Genomic DNA, 16,343 nt, shown 5'->3' on the forward strand with positions numbered 1-16,343 from the left:
CCTTAGCCTTAACCGTAATAGCGGCGCGCAATATCGTCGGCCGAACGACCCATAAAATAGGCAATTCGCAGTCGCCACATCAGCAGAATTGTCGCCCACACGCCCTTTTCATCCCAGCGCCGCCCAGAGGTAATTACCGGCTGGGATAGACAGTGCGGTCGGCCCGTTCGCTTCAGTCGTCGACTGATTTCGATATCCTCCATCAGCGGTTGTTCCGGAAAACCCGACACCGCCGCAAATACCTCTCGGTGGACAAAAATGCCCATATCACCGGTGGCGATACCGGTAATGCGTGACCGCCAGTTCATCATGCTTGCAACCACCTTTAGCATTGACGAGCGCCCGTGTATTCGCACATCAAATCGTCCCCAGCCGGGCGGCCACTGCTCGCAGTGACGGCGCAACGCCGTTAGCGCCTCTGTGCTGAGTAGCGTATCGATATGCAAAAATAACAACCATGCTCCGCTCGCCTGCGCGGCCCCGGCATTCATCTGCCTAGCCCGGCCCGCATCACTGGCAATGACGCGCAAGCCCTGCGCTTGCAAATACTCGACAGAGCCATCGCCACTGCCGCCATCGACAAACAGCCACTCTACGGCGCCGTGGCTTTGCTTCAAATGCAAAATGTTGGGCAGCACAGCAGGCAATAGCGCCCGCTCATTGAGCAGAGGAACGATGATCGACAGCAACGGCGGACCTTGGCAGCTGGACTCAGTCACGCTTATTCAGCGCCCAGTTATAATCGGTATGGCGAATGCGCAAGGCGCCACTGCGCAACTGACGTTGCTGCGCGCTGCTTAAACCGAGCGCGTTACCATAATGGGCAAGAAAATTCGGCAGCGAGTGTAGGCCGCGCCAGCCTTTGGCGAAATCCTCTTCGTACCAATCAAATATTGGCGACACCCGTAACGCCCCCTTGCTCAGGCCGTTGCGCTGACGATCTGATAAAAATCGCTGGGTCGCGGCTTCCAGCTGGTGCTCCAGTTGATCGCCTCGATAAGGCTCCCTGGCCAGCGCGGGACAGCCGATGCTGGCGCAATTTACCGCGAAATGAATACGAGGCTCGGCATAATTTTCTCGAATCATTTCATGCTCCAGCTCATCGAGACTGCAACGCTTGCCAAATAAGTCAAAGAACGACAGCTTCCAGGGCGAGCGAAACCAGCCACCAATCTCTCGAATGGAATCGATGCCGGGGTAATGGCGCAAAATCAGCTCCACTGTCCAGGCGTTATAGGCATTGATCAAAAAAGCCAACTGCCGCGATTCTGACCAGCGATCAAATTCCGCCGGCGACACCGCAGATAACGTTTCGAGGTAACGCGCAAGCACGGCACGGTCTTTGGCAAAGCTGCTGTAATCGACCGTTGTCGCGTAGCCACCCTCAGCCACATAGACATGCTTGGACAACAGGCTTTGCCAGAGCGCGTGCTGATCGTCAGCCCGAGAAAACTGCGCAACTATCGTCAATACCACAAAACCAATCGTCCGCCACCAAACTGACTTTGCCACGCGATCACCCCCCTCTCTGCCAACGGAAAAAACCCGCCATCAGCCGCAGTATTCGCTCCGGCTGATGGGCCTTGCGCCACTCCCCGGCAAGGTATTTATTACCCTCAGCCCAGGTGGGGTAAGGATGAATCGTCGCCAGTATTTTCCCCAAGCCGAGCTTGTGTTTCATCGCCAGCACAAATTCTGCCAGCAAATCACCGCCCTGACTCCCGACAATGCACACGCCCAGAATACGGTCACTGTTCACCGGGGTAAGGACTTTGATAAAGCCCTGCGCGTTGCCGTCGCAAATCGCCCGATCTAAATCGTCCAGCCCGTAGCGCGTGACCTCGTAGTCGATACCCTGCGCTTTGGCTTCCTGCTCATTCAAACCCACGCGCGCCACTTCCGGGTCGACATAGGTCACCCAAGGTATCACTGAATAATCTACGGCAAATTTTTTAAATTGCCCAAACAGGGCATTAACGCTGGCATACCACGCTTGATGCGCTGCGACATGGGTAAACTGATACGGCCCGGCAACATCACCCGCGGCATAGATATTGGGCATCAAGGTCTGCAAGTACTCATTGGTATCCACCGTCCTGTCAGTGGTGATTCCCAATTCTTCCAAACCAAACCCGGTCAATCTGGCACTGCGGCCAACCGCGCAGATCAACAGGTCGTAGGCGACTGCCGATTCGCCCTCCGCATCGCCGTGCTGGACAATCAAACACTTTTCGCCATCGCGCATTTCACAGCGCACGGCCCTGGTATTACACCGCACATCAACCCCGTCGCGGCGCAGTTGCTCGGTAACAAAATCGGCAACATCCTCGTCCTCTTTCAGCAGCAGCCGCGGTAGCATCTCGACCTGGCTTACGGCGCTGCCCAATCGAGCAAAACACTGGCTTAGCTCGCAGCCAATAGGCCCGCCGCCAAGCACGACCACTCGCTGGGGTAGCCGCTCACAGCGCTCCAAGTGATCCCACAGCGTATCGCTGGTAACAAAACCGAGCTCGGCCATACCCTTCAGCGGCGGCACAGTCGGCGACGCTCCCGCCGCGATGACAATTGACCGCGTTGTCAAACGTTGGCTGCCTCCGTCACGATCACGAATTTCCACCGTCCAGGGGTCGACAATCCTGGCGTAGCCCTGAATCACATCAACCCCCAGCTCAGTGTAGCGCTCCACACTGTCGTGGGGGGCAATGGCTGCAATCACGTCCCGTACGCGGGCGATCAAACGCGGGAGATTTAACGCTGGTTTGTGTTCCTCAAAACCATATTCCTCAGCGCGGCGGGCGGTAGCCGCCACCTTGGCCGACTTTATAAGCGCCTTACTCGGCACACAGCCGGTGTTCAGACAGTCCCCGCCCATCTCGTTTGCTTCTATCAGGCTGACCTTCGCCTTGACCGCCGACGCGATATAGGAAGTCACCAGCCCGGCCGCACCGGCACCAATCACCACCAGGTTTCGATCAAAGGATGTTGGTCGCGACCACCCGCGGTACACACGCCGCGCCTTGACGAAAGCGATAATACGCTTGGCAATAAGCGGAAAAACTCCCAGCAGGGTGAAGGACAACAACAGCGCCGGAGATAAAATACCGGAAAGGCTTTCCAGGCTGCCCAACTGAACACCCGCATTCACATAGACCGCGGTGCCGGGCAGCATCCCCAACTGGCTCACCCAGTAAAAGCGTCGCGCCGACATAGCCGTTAAACCCATCAACAGGTTGATTAGGAAAAACGGAAAAATCGGCACCAGGCGCAAGGTAAACAGGTAGAAACCGCCCTCTTTACTCACCCCTTCATCAATACGCTGAAGGCGCTGAGGAAACCGCCGCTTCAGGCTGTCGCGAAGCAGGTAGCGCGCAACGAGAAACGCCAGCGTTGCACCAATCGTCGAGGCGAAAGACACTAACAGCAGCCCCTGGAAAAGGCCGAAAAACGCCCCGCCTGCCAGCGTCATCACCGCCGCGCCAGGCAGAGATAATGCTGTCACCAGCACATAACAGATGAAAAAAAGTGCAAAGAAACCTGCCGGATGAGCCGTTTGAAACGCCGCTACCTGAGACCTTGCCTGCTTGAGGCCATCCAGGCTCAAATAATCCCCGAGCCCGCTGCTTAGCAACAGCACACCGGCTCCAAGCAACAGCAGTATTAGCAGTATTTTCTTTTTCATGACTCACCTAGGGCCTGTTTACACTCATTGGCTTTCGTCAAGCATTCGCTCGACGCTCACCGTTATGACGCACCGAATGCGCTGCCGTTACACTCATCGAACAAGCTATGCACGCATGGCACACAATCGAAAAAGTGCGTATTATCCCCCGCTGCCTTCAACGGAGTATGTGGTACCAGCTGGCGGCAAACGAGAGATGGAACCCTCAATTAATAATAATGTTCAATAGACGCTAGCCATGATTCCACACATTCAAGACCTCTTGTTCAGGGTGATCGACCCCTGGATACCCCCCAGAGTGCCAGCCGGCAGCACCGAGCGATCGCTGTACCGTTTCCTGGCCAGTATTCTGGTTGGCACTTTCGCCTATCTCATTGTCTTGTTAACGGTAAATCAGACACTGCTGCCGCTAACGCAAGACGGTAAACGCCTCATCAATTATTTTTCTCTGGGTCTTACGTTTGGTATCACCATAGCACTGCTGACGCTACGTATTGCCGCAAAACGCCACCTGGCATTGCATATATTTATCACCACCCTCACTGGCGGCCTGGTCTATGTTGCGAGCATCACCGGTGGCTTGGGCTCACCCGCGGTGATCTGCTCGGTGATTATTCCCGCCCTCGCGACACTTAGCATCGGTGCGAAGGCGGGCATTGGCTGGAGCCTTTGTGTTGGTTTAATTGGCTCGGGAATGTTCATTGCTGAACAACAGGGGCACAACTATCGCAACATCATCATCGACGCCAACCAAAGCCTGGCCGAATTTTCCTGCCTGGTGACCACCCATGCCTTTATCATTTTCATCGCCGTTTACTACGAGCTGAACAGCAGAAAACTGAGCAAGCAACTCCGTTTCGAGCAAAGCAAGTACTTCCACCTTGCCCACCATGACAGCCTGACCGGAATCGCCAACCGCCGCCACTTTATTGATGCCATCAATCGGGAAATTTCCCGAGCCAAGCGCAAGGGCGATCAATTCAGCGTTCTTTACTTCGACTTGAATAAATTCAAAGAGGCCAACGACAAACACGGCCACCACTTCGGCGATGAGATTTTGATCGCCTTTGCTAACCGGCTTCGTCAGGAAATCCGCGAAGACGACTTTGTTGCTCGACTGGGTGGTGATGAGTTTGCCTTGCTGCTGCGCTCGCTAGGGCGGGCAGAAGTTGTGGAGCAGCGTTTAGATGCCCTGATCCACAACCTGTCCACGCCGCTGCAACTCGGCGGCGTCGACTATCAGGTAAGTGCCAGCGTCGGTTACGCCATTTACCCTCAACACGGCAGCAATGACGAGGAACTGCTGAAGGTCGCAGACCAAAACATGTACCGGGTGAAGCGCGGCGAGCGCGACAATGTTGCCGCGCCCCAATCGGTGTAGCGCATCGCGTCGCTGGCGCAAGGACTGTTAGCGGTTTAAGGCCCGCAACATCCACGCGGTTTTCTCGTGAATGCGCATGCGGTCTCCAACTAAGGCAACGGTCGATTCGTCGTCGGCTTCAGCGGCCGTGCTGAGCACCTCTCGGCAGGTTTTTACCACTTGTTCATGGCCGCGAGTCAGAATATCGACCATGTCCTCGGCGCTGGGCACGCCATCCACTTCTTGCACTTTGCTCAATGACGCAAAGGCTTTGTAGGTGCCTGGCGCGGCAACATCCAGGGTGCGAATGCGCTCTGCAATATCGTCCACGGCGGTGGCGAGCTCGGTGTAATGCTCTTCAAACATCAAATGCAGGTCGCGAAACCGCGGCCCGGTAACGTTCCAATGAAAGTTGTGCGTTTGCAGGTAGAGGGTGTAGGAATCAGCCAACAGGCGGCTCAGGCCGTCGGCGATCTGCTGTCGATTTGCTTCGTTAATACCGATATCTATCTTTTGCATAATGACTCCTATTGTCGTTTTTGACTCCATATCACCCCGCCTGCAAGGCGACGTCTTTTTCCTACGCGAGATCGACCTCAGCCGATTGTTTCGCTGTCAGTATCGACAGTTCTCAGCTTACGCATTCACACCTGATAGGAATATTCGTTTATATCAATGGAGGTCATTGCCAAAAACAATCGCGACTACCGCAAACGCACCTGCCGCTTTATGATGGCAACACTCTCTTTTTACCGAGCTTATTTATGCAGCGCCCGAACCTTGGACTCTCCGGACTTTTTTTATCGCTCACACTGCTGAGCGCGTGTTCCACCCCACCCGTACAAAGCGACGCATCACGCGAAGGTTTCATCCACTGCGAGTCACCGCGATCAGAAATATGTACTCGCGAGTATCGGCCGGTGTGCGGCCACCTCGACAGCCAAATTCAGTGCGTTACTCAGCCCTGCGCCGCGCCCACCCACAAAACCTATGGCAATGCCTGCAGCGCCTGCGCCGACGAGGCTGTCGTGGGCTATGAGTTTGGCAGTTGTGAGTCGTTTGGAAAGGGACGCCTGTAAGGACGCCAGTAGGGACGCCTGTAAGGACGCCTGCGAAGACATATCAAAGCACTGTTGGCCCGCCCCGCCCCTCGCATAAACAAGGGCAAGGACCAGGCCATAAGCAAAGCGGCACCGCAGGAGCAAAAAAAAACGGGGCCGAAGCCCCGTTTAGTGTAACGCGATGGCTATGCCTTAGCGCTCGACAATCGCCGTTACACCCTGGCCACCGGCGGCACAGATCGAAATAAGGCCTCGACCGCTGCCTTTCTCTTCCAGCATTTTCGCCAGCGTCGCGACAATACGACCACCCGTCGCCGCGAAGGGGTGACCAGCAGCCAAAGAGCTACCATTCACGTTGAGCTTGCTGCGATCAATGCTGCCCAACGCCCGATCCAGACCCAAGCGCTGTTTGCAGAATTCTTCGTCTTCCCAGGCCTTCAGTGTAGCCAGTACCTGGGCCGCAAAAGCCTCGTGAATTTCATAAAAATCGAAGTCTTGCAGCGTTAAACCAGCGCGAGCGAGCATGCGCGGAACGGCATAAGCTGGTGCCAGCAACAGGCCTTCTTTTTCGCTACCCACATCTTTGCCAAAGAAGTCGACCGCTGCCGTTTCCACAAAGCTCAGGTAGGCCTTGATCGGCAGCCCCTGCTCTTTGGCCCACTCTTCACTTGCCAACAACACCGCCGATGCGCCATCGGTGAGTGTTGAAGAGTTGCCTGCGGTCAACGTACCCTGGCCGCTCTCTTTGTCAAAGGCAGGCTTCAGGGTCGACAGTTTCTCGATGGTAGTATCTGCGCGCAAAATATTGTCGCGACCCACCCCATTGAAAGGTGTGATTAAGTCCTCAAACAAGCCGCGCTCATAGGCAGCAGCAAGATTTTTATGGCTGTTGTATGCCAATTCGTCCTGCTCCTGGCGAGGGATGCCCCACTCTTTCGCAGTCACTTCGGTGTGCTCACCCATCGACATGCCAGTACGCGGCTCTGAGTTGACAGGGATCTGTACACCCAGATCTTTGCCTCGCAGCTGCAGGAAGGGCTTAACGCGCTCACCCAGGCTGCGCGCCTTGTTCACTTGCAACAGAATTTTGCGCAGACCCTCGCTCACGCCAATAGGAGCATCAGAAGTGGTATCCACACCACCGGCGATCGCAGCATCGATCTGCCCGAGGGCAATCTTGTTGGCCACCAAATTCAGCGCTTGTAAGCCAGTACCACAGGCCTGCTGTACATCGAAGCAAGGCGTTGCGGGGTCGAGAGAAGTACTCAGTACCGATTCGCGAGTAAGGTTGAAGTCACGGCTGTGCTTCATTACCGCACCAGCGGCAACTTCGCCAAGGCGCTGGCCTTGGAGCTGGTAGCGCTGAACCAAGCCCTCAATCGCTGCGGTTAGCATGTCTTGGTTGCTAGCACCGAAATAAGCGGTATTAGAGCGGCAAAAAGGGATGCGGTTGCCGCCGATAATAGCGACGCGCTTGATGGTTTGAGCCATGACAGGTCCTCAGGTGTTTTGTCAGGTGGCGCAGTGTAACAAGCCGCAGCAAGGCCACATTGGCTGAGGCGACACGGCAGCAGCGGCGGCGATGTCAATTCACCACCGGCGGTCTGCGCGTAGAATTGCCGCCCATAACACAGGGCACACCCTCATTCAGGAGTCATTTTATGTCTGATCGTATCGAGAACTTTATTAATTCCAACGCAGGTAAAAAGGTACTTGGCGCACTGGGCGTCAACGCTCCTCGTGAACTCGCCCGCTACACCCCCTCCCAGCGCAGCTTTTTTAAAGGGCGCCTACTGCTCGGCGCTGGCGACAACGCTGCCTTACTGGCACAGGTATCAAAAATTCTCGCCGAGAGCGACGCAGAGGTATTTGGCGACGACAATGCCCGTCTGCAATGTACTGCCCTGACACAAGACAACGGTAGCGATGCCCCCTTCGCCGCACTGGTATTCGATGCGACCGGCATGCGCGACTCACTGGAGCTGGTTGCAGCCTACCGCTTCTTCAACGCCAACATTCGCAAGCTGGCTCCCGGCGGCCGCATCGTTATTCTGGGCCGTCCGCACATGGGCGCCGATAACGCCGAACAGGCAGCCACCCAGCGTGCACTGGAAGGCTTGAGCCGCTCACTGGCAAAAGAAGTGGGTGCGCGCGGCAGCACTGCACAATTGATTACTGTTGCCAACGGCGCCGAGGGAGACTTCGGCAGCAGCTTGCGCTTTGTCTTGTCGCCGAAATCGGCCTATGTCACTGGCCAGGTCATTGCCGTTAACGCCGTCGAGCAGTCGGGTAATGTCGATTGGCACAAACCTCTGGCAGGCAAAACCGCCCTGGTGACCGGCGCTTCTCGCGGCATTGGTGAAGCGATTGCCGACACGCTGGCGCGCGATGGCGCCACCGTTATCGGTGTCGATGTTGCGCCAATGGAAGACGACCTTGTGAAAGTGATGACCCGCCTGGGTGGTCAGCCCCTGATCGCAGACATCACCGCTGAAGACGCCCCCGCCAAGATTGCCAGCGCCGCTAAACAGGCAGGTGGTATCGATCTTATCGTCCACAATGCCGGTGTTACTCGCGACAAAACCATTGCCAATATGACCGAGCAGCAATGGCAAATGACGCTGGATATCAACTTGGCCGCCGCACAGCGCATTACGCGTGAACTGCTGGACCAAGGCCTTATCCGCAATGGCGGCAGCATCGTTGGCGTGTCGTCAATGAACGGTATTGGCGGTCAGCGCGGGCAAACCAACTACGCCGCATCAAAGGCGGGTGTCATTGGTTACGTTGACTTCATGAAGAATGACGAGCAGCTACGCGCTCACAATATTACGGTCAACGCCGTTGCCCCAGGCTTTATTGAAACCGCAATGACCGCGGCGATTCCGCTATTCACCCGGATGTTCGGCCGACGCCTGAACTCGCTGTCCCAGGGCGGGCTGCCAGTAGACGTTGCCGAGGCGATCGCCTTTTTCGCCAACCCTCTCTCTCGCGGAGTGAGTGGCAATACACTGCGTGTATGCGGCCAGTCCTGGTTCGGCGCCTAAGACGGCTTGAGTGGGCGGGGCATTGCGCGCCGCCTACTGTTGTTTCTGTTGGCGATACTCTATCGGCGTTAGGCCGGTCCAGCGTTTAAATGCCCGATAAAAGGTACTGGGCTCGGAAAACCCCGTCAGATACACCACGTCAGCAATGCTTTCATCGGTGCGCGACAACAAGCGCTTGGCAAGTATGCAGCGATAATCTGCCAACACCTGGTTAAAACTGGTGCCCGCCTCCGTCAAACGCGAGCGCAGTACTCGCTCATTCATCCCTAAGCGTTCTGCCACACTTTCCAAGCTGGGCTGACCCAGCTCAAGCATTTCCGCAATCACTTGCTTAACATCGCCCACAACGTCCTGACGTGAGAGCCGTTCAAGCTGCTTACTGGCGACTTTTTCATGGAGTTTCAGCAAATCCGGCTCGGCATGGCTAGATGGTGTTGCCAAAATATCGGCGGCAAATACCAAGCTCTGCTCTTTGGCATCGAAATGTACCGGGCAATTGAAGTGCTTTTCATACTCGGCAACATCCCCCTGCAGCGGGTGGCCAAGGTTAATCTCTCGGGTTTGAAACGCGCCGTCGGTCAACGCTTCAAAATAGCGCTGCATAAAACGCACAAAGCACTCATCGCGGTGGCGCAGCTCTGCCTCACTGTCGCCAATAAAATCCAGCACCACACGCGCCTCATCGCCTTCCACATGCAACTTAAACTGCATGGCATCGGTCACTAAGCGCTGATAATTTTCCGCCCGCCGCAAACCATCGCCAAAGCTGGGGCTACTCAGAAATAGGTATTCCAGTACCTGGCCACGGTATACCGGTACATGGTTGGCCAGGTGCAAGCCAATGCTTTTGTCGCCGCTGACTTCTTCTAACACGCGCCAAAATTGCACCTGCGCAGCGTGGGGGAAACGCGCGCTGCGATCTTTCAACAACTTGGGAGAAATTTTGCACTCGCTGACGATCCGCTCAACATCCAACCCCAGCTCTTGAATGGCTGGGTAAGCCAGCTGGATCAGGAAGCTGGAATCACTCAGTTCTGAAAAACCTTTTTCCGTGGAATCGCTCATTACACTCGCTATCTATGGCTGTTCTAGACGCTGACTTCATGGCTGGGATTGGCCGGAGCGCAGAATCAATTCTGCCTCATCAGCAAATAATTTACTGCTCAGCATTGATTATACTGTGAAGCTGCACCGAATAAGGAGTAAGAGTAGCATGAGCGTCGCTCAGGAACTAAAAATCAAACGTCTACCGGCCCTCGCCCCCCTCCTCGCCAGAGCGGCATTACCCAAGCGCCAAAGCAAAGCGCTTAACTTCCCCGAGCGCAGCATTGAGCTGGCGCCAGTGCGTTACAGCCAACGACAGCTCAAACGCTATGCCAAATCCTGCGGCTTTAGCTTGGACGGCAACACCCTGCCCGCGAGTTTCTTGCATATTATGGCCTTCCGGCTGCAAATGCAGCTAATGATACAGCGCGACTTTCCCGTTGCGGCAATGGGCTGTGTGCACCTGAACAATGAAATCATTCAGCACCGCGCTATTAACAGCAGCGAAACACTGCGTATGGTGTGCCGCCTGAGTGACCATGAACTCACCGCCAGAGGGGTTGAGTTTACATTTGAATGTCTCGTGTACGCTGGCGATGAGTGTGTCTGGGAAGACCGCAGCCAGTACCTGTCGCGACGCAAGACCGGGATTGCCAAACCCGCCAAGAGCAAGCCGCGCGAAGCCCGGCGCTATGCGAACCAAGAGGCCATGCACATCCCTAACAGCACGGCTCGTCATTACGCCCTTGCCTCGGGCGACTTCAACCCCATTCACTTACACGATCTCAGCGCAAAGGTGCTGGGCTTTAAGAAAATGGTGGTACACGGCATGTGGAGTAAGGCCGCGTGCATGGCGAAGCTCATCGATGGCGGCGACGCCCTGCGCTGTCGCGTGGAATTTAAGACCCCCGTGTTTCTGCCATCAAAAGCCGAACTTCACTACGAAAAAGGCCCCGACAGCACAGTCTTTGAACTGCGTGACGCCGCTAGCGGCAAGCCACACCTGATCGGGGAATTGTCACCGATCAGCGCTTAGGCAAGCAGTAACTCTGGCGCCAGCTGCTCTACCATTTCTCGCAGCCCCTGGCGCCAGTCTTTTTTAGTCGGCCCGATTAATGCGTGCATTTTTTCGGTGTCGATTTGCAAGCTACCAAAGGCTTGTGGGTTGTCTCGGAAGCGCGGCTGCAAGCCACAGAGCTCGCCCAAGTATTCACACCACTGCTCAATACTCACCGCTTCAGAGCCGCCGAAATTTACCGTGCACACCTCTGTGCTGGCCGCCGCCAGCAGGTAGGGCAATTTCTCGATATAGTCACTGCTGTGCAACAAGTTATAGAAGTTCGGCGCCTCAGGGTGGACGTCAATCTCCATGCCCTCTTTCATCATCAACAGGTGGAAAAACGGCCAACCACCATTGTTGCCATAGGGGACACTCAAGCGGGCAATCGTCGTTGGAATACCGTATTGGCGAGCGGCGAAGCGACAGACCGACTCAGCAGCAATCTTCGACAAACTGTAGGTCGGGAACATTGCCCGGTGATTATCGCCCAGCGGCGCACTCTCTTCACGCGGCTGCTGACCGGCGTATTCATAGACGGCCGTTGATGAGAAATGCAGCACGGCTTTGGCACTGCGGCAATGCGCCATCAAATTCCCGATGCCTTCGGCGTTTGCTCTCAGGTCGTAGTCAAAGTCACCACTTTTGACCACCGCCAGGTTGATCACGTAGTCCACATCGCTAGGGCAGGCCTGCAAACTGCGGTGATCAGCAAGGTCTCCTTTGACAGTGTTGACGCCCATTGCCTCGAGCTGCTGACGCTGCTTCTCGTCAGAAAAACGCGCCACCGCGGTCAGCTCACACTGCGCAGCAAGCGCTTCGACAATGGGCGCGGCCACTTGGCCACCGGGGCCAGCAAGAAGGATTCGACTACCGGAAATATCAACAGGAGAAAGGGTCATAGCTGCCTCATTATTCATCTTTGAGGCGAGTGTAGCGTGGGAGGGATCTTCAGCCACCCTCCAAACGGGTGGCTGAAGGCAGGCCTTACAAGTAGCTTTGTAGCTGACGCAACCAGTCTTGCAATGACTTCATGTTATCCGGGCCCAAACGCCACAGCCACTTACTGAGCGGGTCGGCATTTTCCAGAACCGGGTCAGCGTATTCATAGAACACTTTTGGACGGCGCAATTCCGCATCGGCGGGAATCGGCTCAACAATCAGCAAGTGCTCAATCGTGGTGCGCAGCTGATTATCAAAGGACTGTGGATTACCTAATTCGTTGTAGCTCGACTCCAGGAAGGGCGACCATTTTTTATAGTAGATCGCGACTTTTTTCGGATCTAAGGCGGTAACCGCATTTACCAGCGGTTGCCAGCGGCGGAAGTTACCGGGGTCGTTTGCCATGCCCTTTTCAGTCTTAATGACCAAAAAGGCCTCTTTGTCGTAACTGATCGGCAGGTGTTTGTTTGGCAGGCGAAAACGCGCCATTTGATCAACCAAAGCGACCCACTTACGAATTTGATGCTGTGGTTGCAGCCACTGCCCCAATGATGGAGACAGTTCCGTTGCCGCGTCTCGCACCTGGTCATCACTGCCATCTATTTCTCGCGGGGGCGCCGGCGCCTTGGCCGCTTGCTCTTGATAGTCTTGCTCCTGCTCGACCGCCAGCGTTTCTTTGATCGCTGATGTTTTCGGCGGCATCGAGGCCTGCAAATCCTCCGAGCTGGTCTCAGGCTCGTTGAATTCACTGTTTGCCGAGCGCTCGACCACAAACCAGACGAAGGCGCCAACAGCAGCAATGATCACGATCGCAGACAGGGATTTCCAGTTCATTTACGCTTCCTGTTATGTTTTTTGATTGTGCAAGAAATAACGTTGTTGCAGCGACAGCCCAATGACGCTGCAACGTGACATTTGCCCATGGTAGCCCCGCGGACTAACCGCGGCAACTGTGGGGAAGAATATTCGAGGGAAAATAATGCGCCAGCACCCATCGTGACCGCCGACGGGTGCCAGTTAAGAATGGAAGGCCTACAGGTCGAGGTCGTCTAGCAGTTCCAGCTCCTCCATTAGCCTTTTACGTTCGAGCCGCTCTTCAATACGTCGGCGAATACTGTTGTCTCGCCCCCCCATATCAGGACCGTCGTCGTAGTTTGCACCATCGTCAAAGAAGTTGTCATCGAAGTCATCAACACTCTCTGACACTGCCATTTCTCTAGCCATATCAAGCTCACTCCAGCACGATTAAATACGGAAGCAACCATCGGCAATTAGCACGGTTGTTCAGCTGACTATTTATGCTGAGATCGGCAGTCTGTCAATGAAAATTTACCCCTACTTTGGTCTCGGTTTATATCAGCCAGGCGCAGAGCAGCCATAGCCTACAGGCGATTAAGGCCATTCAGCGCCGCGGTGCGATAAGCCTCGGCCATAGTGGGGTAGTTAAAGGTGGTTCCCAGGAAATAACGCAGGCTGTTTCCACCGTTCTTCTGTTTCATTATTGCCTGGCCGATATGAATAATTTCCGCCGCTTCGGCACCGAAACAGTGAATCCCGAGAATCTCCAGGGTTTCTACATTAAACAGCAGCTTCAGCATGCCAACGGTTTCCCCGCTGATCTGCCCCCGGGCGGTGTCTTTAAAAAATGCCCGGCCCACTTCATAGGGTACGCGTTGCTCGGTGAGCTCGCGCTCATTCAGACCCACTGAACTAATTTCCGGCAGGGTGTATATCCCTGTGGGTACGTCGTCGACAAACCGGCACTGCTCCTTACCGCGCGCCGACGCCGATGCCGCCCGCCCCTGGTCGTAGGCAGCGCTGGCCAAGCTCGGCCAGCCAATCACATCGCCGGCGGCGTAGATATTCTCGACATTCGTCTGGTAGTGCTCGTCCACGTTTAACTGGCCGCGATGATCCGGCGTGATGCCCACGGTCTCTAGCCCCAGGCGGTCGGTATTACCGCTGCGTCCGTTACACCACAGCAGGGCGTCGGCGTGAAGGCGCTTGCCACTTTCCATTTTTAGGACGACTTCCTTATCACTGGCCTCTACCTCGCTATAGACTTCGCGGTGGCGAATCATCACGCCGAGGTGGCGCAAGTGATAACTCAGTGCATCGGAGATTTCGTCGTCGAGGAATTCCAACAAGCGGTCACGGGTATTGACCAGTTCCACCTTGATCCCGATACCAGAGAAGATTGAGGCGTACTCACAACCAATCACACCAGCGCCGTAAACAATAATTTTACGGGGCGTATTGGTCATCGCCAGGATACTGTCACTGTCGTAAACACGCGGGTGACTGAAGTCGATATTCGCAGGCCGGTAGGGGCGCGAGCCCGTTGCAATCACAATGTTCTCGGCGCTGTAGTGCTCTTGTTTGCCGTCTTCACCTTCCACAGCCAATGTGTGCGCATCGACAAAGCTCGCCCTGCCGGGAATCACACGAATATTATTGCGATAGTAAAAGCGGCTGCGCATGGCCACTTGGCGGGCGATCACCTCGTTAGCGTGGCTGAGTAAACGCGGATACGTGAGCGTTCGCGGGTCGCCAATTTCCCGGAAAATGGGCATGCGATTAAAGCGGATCGCCTGTCGCACCATATGACGCAGAGCCTTGGAAGGAATGGTTCCCTGGTGGGTGCAAGCCCCCCCAACCTGTGGCTGCTCCTCGATAACAGCAGCACTTTGACCATGTTTGACCGCGTTCAATGCCGCGCTTTCGCCGGCAGGCCCGCTGCCAATTACCAGTACATCAAAATCATAGTTGGCCAATTTACCCTTCCTTATCGCCGCTGCGCGGGGCGTTAACCACTTAGAGCTATTCAGGCAGTATACTACCGCCATCGCAAGAGAAAGGGGATTCGACCTTGGTCTGTCCCCAAACCCAAGAGACCGAGCCGTGCCCACAAGCTCCCACCAACGAGAACACTATGGCCTGCGCTATATGATGGCGAGCGCGCCAGCAATGCGCCGCCTCAAGCGCGGCAACAACAGCCGCTTGCACGGCAGCAAAAATTGGGGAGCGGCATTCTTACTGATGGAATACCTGAGCCAGCACCCTCTCCCGCCCAATCGCTCCGTACTCGATGTCGGCTGTGGCTGGGGGCTGGCGGGACTGTATTGCCGCAAGCGCTTTCATTCTGCGGTGACTGCCAGCGACGCTGACCCAGCGGTATTCCCCTATCTTCAGGCGCAGGCCGACATTAACGACCTCACTATCGACACCGAGGTCTGGCGCTTTGCCGACGTTCCAGACGACGCGCTTGCGGCGGCCGATACCCTGATCGCCAGCGATATTTGCTTTTGGGACGATATGGCTGAAGAGGTTTACCAGCTTATCGCCCGCGCTGTTGAAGCCGGTTGCGGCAGAATTCTCATTGCCGACCCCGGTCGACCACCCTTTCTAGCGGTAGCAGAGGCCTGTATTGAGGACTTCTATGCCGAGCTCGTACCCGTCAGAGCCCATACATCGCGGCCACACCGCGGCTATGTGCTGCGTATCGAGAACGCCTGAACTGTCTCAATACTGCAATATTGCTGTCACGTAACTGAAAGCTGTCAGGGGTAGTGTTTGATTCGAGAGGATTAAACTATGCGCTTGATACAGACAATAAATCAGTTCGATGTGCGGATGTTTCTCGCTTGCGTTAACACTCGCCACCAACAGCAACTCTGCCGGCTCGCCTATGCCATATCAAAGAGTGGCGATGGCTATACGCAGCTCTTTCTGCCACTCGCGCTCTATGCACTGGGCGTGCACAGCAGCGAGATATTTGTTGCTAGCGTAGCAACCGGATTCGCGGTGTGGCTACCGCTCTACTGGGTGTTGAAAAATACCTGTCGCCGCAAGCGGCCTCCCGCGGCAATCCCGCAATTCAATGCCGCCATCATTGCCTCGGACGAGTTTAGCTTTCCCTCTGGGCATACCGCGGCCGCCTTCCTACTCGCGACCTTAGCCGTACTGTGCTTTGGCGCCGCCGCATCTGTACTTTTCCTTTGGGCGGTGGCCGTGGGCGCTTCGCGAGTGGTACTGGGCGTGCACTTCCCAACTGATACCTTTGCCGGCGCTGGCCTTGGCATTGCCCTCGCGCACGTTGCCCATAGTCTGGTGATCGGTTGATCTTAGCAATCAAAGAGACACGCGCTTTACC

15 protein-coding genes are annotated in these 16,343 nt (G+C 55.7%); 5 read left to right on the top strand and 10 right to left on the bottom strand.

The genetic code is table 11. The features are described 5' to 3' along the window. Positions 1-8 precede the first annotated feature (8 nt). From B3K78_RS14130 to B3K78_RS14140, 3 genes are read right to left on the bottom strand one after another with little or no spacing between them, the layout of a single operon-like run. Positions 9-719, bottom strand: coding sequence for a TIGR04283 family arsenosugar biosynthesis glycosyltransferase (locus B3K78_RS14130; RefSeq protein ID WP_286695942.1), 711 nt, complete (start codon positions 717-719; stop codon positions 9-11). Further along, entirely contained in the window at positions 712-1,512 is an 801-nt protein-coding gene (locus B3K78_RS14135; RefSeq protein ID WP_286695943.1) for a DUF547 domain-containing protein, read from the bottom strand. The genes B3K78_RS14130 and B3K78_RS14135 overlap by 8 nt, the downstream gene beginning before the upstream one ends. 4 nt (positions 1,513-1,516) lie before the next feature. Beyond that, positions 1,517-3,679 carry a dihydrolipoyl dehydrogenase family protein gene (locus B3K78_RS14140; protein WP_286695944.1) on the bottom strand — a complete coding sequence of 721 codons (2,163 nt, stop codon included), beginning with the start codon at positions 3,677-3,679 and terminating at the stop codon, positions 1,517-1,519. A 238-nt stretch (positions 3,680-3,917) separates the two neighbouring features. Between B3K78_RS14140 and B3K78_RS14145 the strand changes: the two genes are divergently transcribed. Then, positions 3,918-5,060 carry a GGDEF domain-containing protein gene (locus tag B3K78_RS14145; protein WP_286695945.1) on the top strand — a complete coding sequence of 381 codons (1,143 nt, stop codon included), beginning with the start codon at positions 3,918-3,920 and terminating at the stop codon, positions 5,058-5,060. Between the two features lie 27 nt (positions 5,061-5,087). Here B3K78_RS14145 and B3K78_RS14150 read toward each other — a convergent pair whose 3' ends face one another. Both B3K78_RS14150 and B3K78_RS14155 read right to left on the bottom strand, forming a co-directional pair. Next, positions 5,088-5,558: a Dps family protein gene (locus B3K78_RS14150; protein WP_204996016.1), complete on the bottom strand. Its 471-nt coding sequence runs from the start codon at positions 5,556-5,558 to the stop codon at positions 5,088-5,090. Between the two features lie 734 nt (positions 5,559-6,292). Further along, positions 6,293-7,591: an acetyl-CoA C-acetyltransferase gene (locus B3K78_RS14155; RefSeq protein ID WP_027873525.1), complete on the bottom strand. Its 1,299-nt coding sequence runs from the start codon at positions 7,589-7,591 to the stop codon at positions 6,293-6,295. A 170-nt stretch (positions 7,592-7,761) separates the two neighbouring features. On the opposite strand from B3K78_RS14155, the gene B3K78_RS14160 reads away from it, so the two are divergent. Then, entirely contained in the window at positions 7,762-9,147 is a 1,386-nt protein-coding gene (locus B3K78_RS14160; RefSeq protein WP_286695946.1) for a 3-oxoacyl-ACP reductase, read from the top strand. A gap of 33 nt (positions 9,148-9,180) precedes the next feature. Here the strand turns inward: B3K78_RS14160 and B3K78_RS14165 are convergent, their stop codons facing one another. Then, positions 9,181-10,212 carry an AraC family transcriptional regulator gene (locus tag B3K78_RS14165; RefSeq protein WP_204996019.1) on the bottom strand — a complete coding sequence of 344 codons (1,032 nt, stop codon included), beginning with the start codon at positions 10,210-10,212 and terminating at the stop codon, positions 9,181-9,183. Positions 10,213-10,360: 148 nt separating this feature from the next. Here B3K78_RS14165 and B3K78_RS14170 point away from each other — a divergent pair, with 148 nt between their 5' ends. Beyond that, entirely contained in the window at positions 10,361-11,227 is an 867-nt protein-coding gene (locus tag B3K78_RS14170) for a MaoC family dehydratase (RefSeq protein WP_286695947.1), read from the top strand. On the opposite strand, the gene B3K78_RS14175 is transcribed toward B3K78_RS14170, so the two are convergent. The 4 genes from B3K78_RS14175 to sthA all read right to left on the bottom strand — a co-directional run bounded on the left by B3K78_RS14175 (position 11,224) and on the right by sthA (position 14,964). Beyond that, positions 11,224-12,150 carry an NAD-dependent epimerase/dehydratase family protein gene (locus tag B3K78_RS14175; protein WP_286695948.1) on the bottom strand — a complete coding sequence of 309 codons (927 nt, stop codon included), beginning with the start codon at positions 12,148-12,150 and terminating at the stop codon, positions 11,224-11,226. The two genes, B3K78_RS14170 and B3K78_RS14175, sit on opposite strands and share 4 nt — an antisense overlap. An 85-nt stretch (positions 12,151-12,235) precedes the next feature. Then, positions 12,236-13,024, bottom strand: a complete 789-nt coding sequence (locus tag B3K78_RS14180) for a DUF3014 domain-containing protein (protein WP_286695949.1) — start codon at positions 13,022-13,024, stop codon at positions 12,236-12,238. Positions 13,025-13,222: 198 nt separating this feature from the next. After that, positions 13,223-13,414, bottom strand: coding sequence for a PA3496 family putative envelope integrity protein (locus tag B3K78_RS14185; RefSeq protein WP_286695950.1), 192 nt, complete (start codon positions 13,412-13,414; stop codon positions 13,223-13,225). 158 nt (positions 13,415-13,572) lie between these two features. After that, positions 13,573-14,964 (bottom strand): Si-specific NAD(P)(+) transhydrogenase, encoded by a 1,392-nt coding sequence (gene sthA, locus B3K78_RS14190; protein ID WP_286695951.1) that lies wholly within the window; start codon positions 14,962-14,964, stop codon positions 13,573-13,575. Positions 14,965-15,091: 127 nt separating this feature from the next. Here sthA and B3K78_RS14195 point away from each other — a divergent pair, with 127 nt between their 5' ends. Together B3K78_RS14195 and B3K78_RS14200 are read left to right on the top strand one after the other, a co-directional pair. Continuing rightward, positions 15,092-15,706 (top strand): class I SAM-dependent methyltransferase, encoded by a 615-nt coding sequence (locus tag B3K78_RS14195; protein ID WP_286695952.1) that lies wholly within the window; start codon positions 15,092-15,094, stop codon positions 15,704-15,706. Positions 15,707-15,784: 78 nt separating this feature from the next. Then, complete coding sequence (locus B3K78_RS14200) at positions 15,785-16,312, top strand: phosphatase PAP2 family protein (RefSeq protein ID WP_286695953.1); 528 nt, start codon at positions 15,785-15,787, stop codon at positions 16,310-16,312. The last annotated feature ends 31 nt before the right edge of the window (positions 16,313-16,343 follow it).

The sequence above is a fragment of the Spongiibacter sp. UBA1325 genome (genome assembly GCF_002306875.1).
GTDB lineage: Bacteria > Pseudomonadota > Gammaproteobacteria > Pseudomonadales > Spongiibacteraceae > Spongiibacter > Spongiibacter marinus.